This is a genomic window from Streptomyces sp. NPDC054840, from assembly GCF_053611065.1.
Window position 1 is genome coordinate 1 of sequence record NZ_JBSGZP010000559.1, and the last position, 5,024, is coordinate 5,024.

Consider the following 5,024-nt stretch of genomic DNA (forward strand, 5'->3'; position numbering starts at 1 on the left):
GGCCGGCCGCGAAGACCTCCCGTGCGGGAGAACCCACGCGGACCGGGGTGACCAGGATGTCGATGATTCCGCCGCAGGTCAGGCCCACGGCGAAAGCATCGTCGTCGCTGTAGCCGAAGCGCTCGTGGACGGTCCGGCCGTCCTCCAGCGCCTGCCGGCACAGCTCGTACACCGCGCCTTCCACGCATCCACCGGAGACCGAGCCGATGGCCGTGCCCTCGCTGTCGACGGCGAGAGCGGCCCCGGGCTGCCGGGGCGCGCTCCCGCCGACCGCCACCACGGTGGCGACGGCGAAGTCACGCCCCTGCTCGACCCACCGGTTCAGCTCTTCGGCGATGTCCAGCATGGGGGCCTCCTCGGAGGTTCGGTTCCAGTATCGGATACGCGACGCGGTGACGCGGATCGGATACGTGGAGGTGCGGGTACGTGATGATCAGATGGTTCCGGGTCAGCCGACGCCGAGCCAGTGCTCGATCGGGTTCAGGGCGAAGAACACCACGAAGATCGCGGTCAGTGCCCACATGAAGCCGCCGATCTCCCGGGCCTTGCCCTGGGCGATCTTGATGGCGACGTAGGAGATCACACCGGCGGCGACGCCGGCCGTGATCGAGTACGTGAACGGCATGACCACGACGGTCAGGAAGACCGGGATCGCGGTCGCGCTGTCGGCCCAGTCCACGTGGCGGGCGTTCTGCATCATCATCGCGCCGATGACGACCAGGGCCGCGGAGGCGACCTCACCCGGGACGATCTGCGTGATCGGGGTGAAGAAGAGGCAGGCGGCGAAGAACAGGCCGGTGACCACGGAGGCGAGGCCCGTGCGGGCACCCTCGCCGACGCCGGTCGCGGACTCGACGAAGACGGTCTGGCCGGAGCCGCCCGCGATGCCACCGATGGCGCCACCGGCGCCGTCGATGAAGAGCGCCTTTGACAGGCCCGGCATACGGCCCTTGTCGTCGGCCAGCTTGGCCTCGGTGCCGACACCGATGATGGTGGCCATGGCGTCGAAGAAGCCGGCGAGCACCAGGGTGAAGACGATCATGCCGACCGTCATGTAGCCGACGTCGCCCCAGCCGCCGAAGGAGACGTCACCGAAGAGCGAGAAGTTCGGCATCGAGACCGCGGAGCCGTCGAGCTCCGGCGGGCCGTTCTTCCAGGCCTTCGGGTCGATGTCCACGACGGCGTTGAGGATCGCCGCCAGGACGGTGCCGCCGACGATGCCGATCAGGATGGCGCCGGGCACCTTGCGGGCCTGGAGCATGAAGATGGCGATCAGGGTGATGCAGAAGAGCATGACGGGCCAGCCGGACAGCTCACCGACCGCGCCGAGCTGGACGGGCGGACCGAACTCGGGACCCTTGCCGACGAAACCGGCCTTGACGAAGCCGATCAGGGCGACGAAGAGGCCGATGCCCATGGTGATGGCGTGCTTGAGCGCGAGGGGGATCGCGTTCATGATCATCTCGCGGAGGCCGGTGACGACCAGGAGGCAGATCACGACACCGTAGACCACACACATGCCCATGGCCTGCGGCCAGGTCATCTGGGGGGCCACCTGCGAGGCCAGCACGCCGGACACGGAGAGACCGGCGGCGAGGGCGAGCGGCACCTTGCCGAAGAAGCCCATGAGGAGCGTCGTGACGGCCGCGGCGAAGGCGGTGGCGGTGATGATCGCCGACCCGTCCATCACCGTGCCGGCGACGTCCTTGCCCGACAGGAGCAGGGGGTTGAGCAGGAGGATGTACGCCATCGCCATGAAGGTCGTGATACCGCCACGAACCTCGTTGCCGACGTTTGAGCCTCTGTGCGTTATATGGAAATACCGGTCGAGCCAGGACCGTCCGGCGGGCGGCTGAGAGCCGTCGCCGGCGTCCTCCGCGGTGGTCTTGGGCTCTACTGACGATTGGGTCATGGTGCCTAACTCCCAAGGTTCAAAGGGGCACCCGCTTGGAGATTGGAGACGCGGGATTTGGGATGCTGCGTTTGGCTGCACGACCCGGGGTGACGGCCCGAGGCGACGCGTATGTTCACTGCGTTTACTGCGGGTAGTGCGGGGGTGACCGCTGGTACCACGGGGGTTCTTGCAGGGGTACTGCCAGGTGAAGGGACCGCGAGCGGAGCGGTGCTTCGTACGTCCTCCGGGCGGTGTGGCGTGAAGTGTGACGTTCCCATGCACACCGCCCGGAGAGTCTGAGGGGTCCGGGGGCCTCGCGGCACCCGGACCACGCCGTCCTAGAGGGTCCCGGTAAGGGCTTCCGGACGGATCGGCGTCTTGTTGATCTCCAGACCCGTCGCCTGCCGGATCGCCGCGATGACGGCCGGGGTGGACGAGAGGGTCGGGGCCTCGCCCATACCGCGCAGGCCGTAGGGGGCCTTCGGGTCGGCGAGCTCCAGGACATCGACCGGGATGGTCGGGGTGTCGAGGATGGTCGGGATCAGGTAGTCCGTGAAGGAGGGGTTGCGCACCTTCGCGGTCTTCGGGTCCACGATGATCTCTTCCATGATCGCGACGCCGAGACCCTGGGTGGTACCACCCTGGATCTGGCCGACCACGGAAAGCATGTTGAGCGCCTTGCCGACGTCCTGCGCGGTCGCCAGCTCGACGACCTTGACCAGGCCGAGCTCGGTGTCCACCTCGACGACCGCGCGGTGCGCGGCGAAGGTGTACTGGACGTGGCCGTTGCCCTGGCCGGTGACCAGGTCGAAGGGCTCGGTCGCCGCGTGACGGAATTCGAGTTCGAGGTCGATGGCCTCGTCCTCGAGGATGTCGGCGATGTCCGCGAGGACCTCGCCGCCGTCGGTGACGACCTTCCCGCCTTCGAGGAGCAGCTCGGCCGTGGCCCACGCCGGGTGGTACGAGCCGTTCTTGCGGCGGCCGATCTCCAGCAGGGCCTCACGGACGGCCTCGCAGGTGTTCTTCACCGCGCCACCGGTCATGTACGTCTGCCGGGAGGCGGACGTGGAACCGGCGGAACCGACCTGCGTGTCGGCCGGGTGGATGGTCACCTGCGTGACACCCAGCTCGGTGCGGGCGATCTGCGTGTGGACGGTGATACCGCCCTGGCCGACCTCCGCCATGGCCGTGTGGACCATCGCGACGGGCTCGCCGTTGATGACCTCGAGCCGCACGCGGGCGGTCGAGTAGTCGTCGAAGCCCTCGGAGAAGCCGACGTTCTTGATGCCGACCGCGTAGCCGACGCCGCGGACGACGCCCTCACCGTGGGTGGTGTTCGAGAGGCCACCGGGCAGCGCGCGGACGTCCGCGCCCTCGCCGGCGGACTCCCACTGGCGCTCGGGCGGCAGCGGGCGGGCCTTGACTCGGCGCAGCAGCTCGGCGACCGGCGCCGGGGCGTCCACGACCTGGCCGGTGGGCATGATCGTGCCCTGCTCCATGGCGTTCAGCTGGCGGAACTCGACCGGGTCCATGCCCAGCTTCGCCGCGAGCTTGTCCATCTGGGCCTCGTAGGCGAAGCAGGCCTGGACGGCGCCGAAGCCGCGCATCGCGCCGCAGGGCGGGTTGTTCGTGTAGAGCGCGATCGCCTCGATGTCCACGTCCTCGACGACGTACGGACCCACCGAGAGGGAGGACGCGTTGCCCACGACCGCCGGGGAGGCCGACGCGTACGCGCCGCCGTCCAGGACGATCTTGCACTTCATGTGCGTGAGCTTGCCGTCCCTGGTGGCGCCGTGCTCGTAGTAGAGCTTCGCCGGGTGACGGTGCACGTGGCCGAAGAAGGACTCGAACCGGTTGTAGACGATCTTGACCGGCTTGTTCGTGGCCAGGGCCAGGAGGCAGGCGTGGATCTGCATCGAGATGTCCTCGCGGCCACCGAAGGCACCGCCGACGCCCGAGAGGGTCATACGGACCTTCTCCGGCGGGAGGCCCAGGACCGGGGCGATCTGCTGGAGGTCCGAGTGCAGCCACTGGGTGGCGACGTAGAGCTCGACACCGCCGTCCTCGGACGGCACGGCCAGACCGGATTCCGGGCCGAGGAAGGCCTGGTCCTGCATGCCGAAGGTGTACTCGCCCTCGACGATGACGTCGGCGCGCTTGCGGGCCTCTTCCACGTTGCCGCGGATGATCGGCTGGCGGTGCACGATGTTCGGGTGCGGGACGTGACCGATGTGGTGGTCGTCGCGACCCTCGTGGATCAGCGGAGCGTCCGCGGCGAGGGCGGAGGCCTCGTCGGTGACGAGCGGCAGCTCACGGTAGTCGATCTTGATCTTGGCGGCCGCGCGGCGGGCGGTCTCCGGGTGGTCGGCGGCCACGAGGGCGACCGGCTCACCGTGGTGACGCACCCGGCCGTGGGCGAGAACCGGGGTGTCCTGGATCTCCAGGCCGTAGTTCTTCATCTCGGCGGGCAGGTCGTCGTACGTCAGGACCGAGTACACGCCGGGCATGGCGAGCGCCTCGGAGATGTCGATCGAGACGATCTCGGCGTGGGCGACGGTGCTGCGCAGGGTCTGGCCCCAGAGCATGTCCTCGTGCCACATGTCCGAGGAGTACGCGAACTCACCGGTGACCTTGAGGGTGCCGTCCGGGCGGAGAATCGATTCGCCGATGCCGCCCTTGGTGTGCGTCTGGGTGACGTTCGTCGGCGTACCGGCGGGCACGGTGCGGGTGTTCTGCGCCATGGTCAGACCGCCTCTCCCTGACGGGCGGCCGCGAGGCGGACCGCGTCGAGGATCTTCTCGTAGCCCGTGCAGCGGCAGAGGTTGCCGGACAGGGCCTCACGGATGTCCTGGTCGGACGGAGAGGGGTTCTCCTCCAGGAGCGCGTCCGCCTGGATCAGCAGACCCGGGGTGCAGAAACCGCACTGGACGGCGCCGGCGTCGATGAACGCCTGCTGGACGTTGGAGAGCTCGACGCCCTCTCCGGTCTGCGAGTCGGTGCCCTTGGCGGACCACTGCTTGGCCTCGTCCGTGGACACGCCCTTGCCGCCGCCGCACGCGCCGGTGCCGCAGCCGTGGCCGTGCTCCTCACGCTGCTTGGCGAAGTCGGCCAGACCCTCGACGGTCACCAC

General features: G+C 68.9%; 4 protein-coding genes. All 4 read right to left on the reverse strand.

Annotated elements, in window-relative coordinates; genetic code table 11:
* A partial coding sequence (locus tag ACWGIU_RS29510; protein WP_453710855.1) for an XdhC family protein occupies positions 1 to 346 on the reverse strand: 346 nt, incomplete at its 3' end.
* A gap of 102 nt (positions 347 to 448) precedes the next feature.
* Positions 449 to 1,912, reverse strand: coding sequence for an NCS2 family permease (locus tag ACWGIU_RS29515; RefSeq protein ID WP_453710857.1), 1,464 nt, complete (start codon positions 1,910 to 1,912; stop codon positions 449 to 451).
* A gap of 320 nt (positions 1,913 to 2,232) precedes the next feature.
* The gene (locus tag ACWGIU_RS29520; protein WP_453710859.1) at positions 2,233 to 4,635 is read right to left on the reverse strand and encodes a xanthine dehydrogenase family protein molybdopterin-binding subunit; all 2,403 of its coding nucleotides are present in this window, start codon (positions 4,633 to 4,635) and stop codon (positions 2,233 to 2,235) included.
* A 2-nt stretch (positions 4,636 to 4,637) separates the two neighbouring features.
* Positions 4,638 to 5,024 (reverse strand): (2Fe-2S)-binding protein (locus ACWGIU_RS29525; protein WP_453710861.1); only part of this gene is annotated, 387 nt, incomplete at its 5' end.

Excerpts from the sequence above, each read along its gene's own strand:
- ACWGIU_RS29515 (WP_453710857.1), bottom strand. The coding sequence starts at position 1,912 with ATGACCCAATCGTCAGTAGAGCCCAAGACCACCGCGGAGGACGCCGGC.
- ACWGIU_RS29520 (WP_453710859.1), bottom strand. The coding sequence starts at position 4,635 with ATGGCGCAGAACACCCGCACCGTGCCCGCCGGTACGCCGACGAACGTC.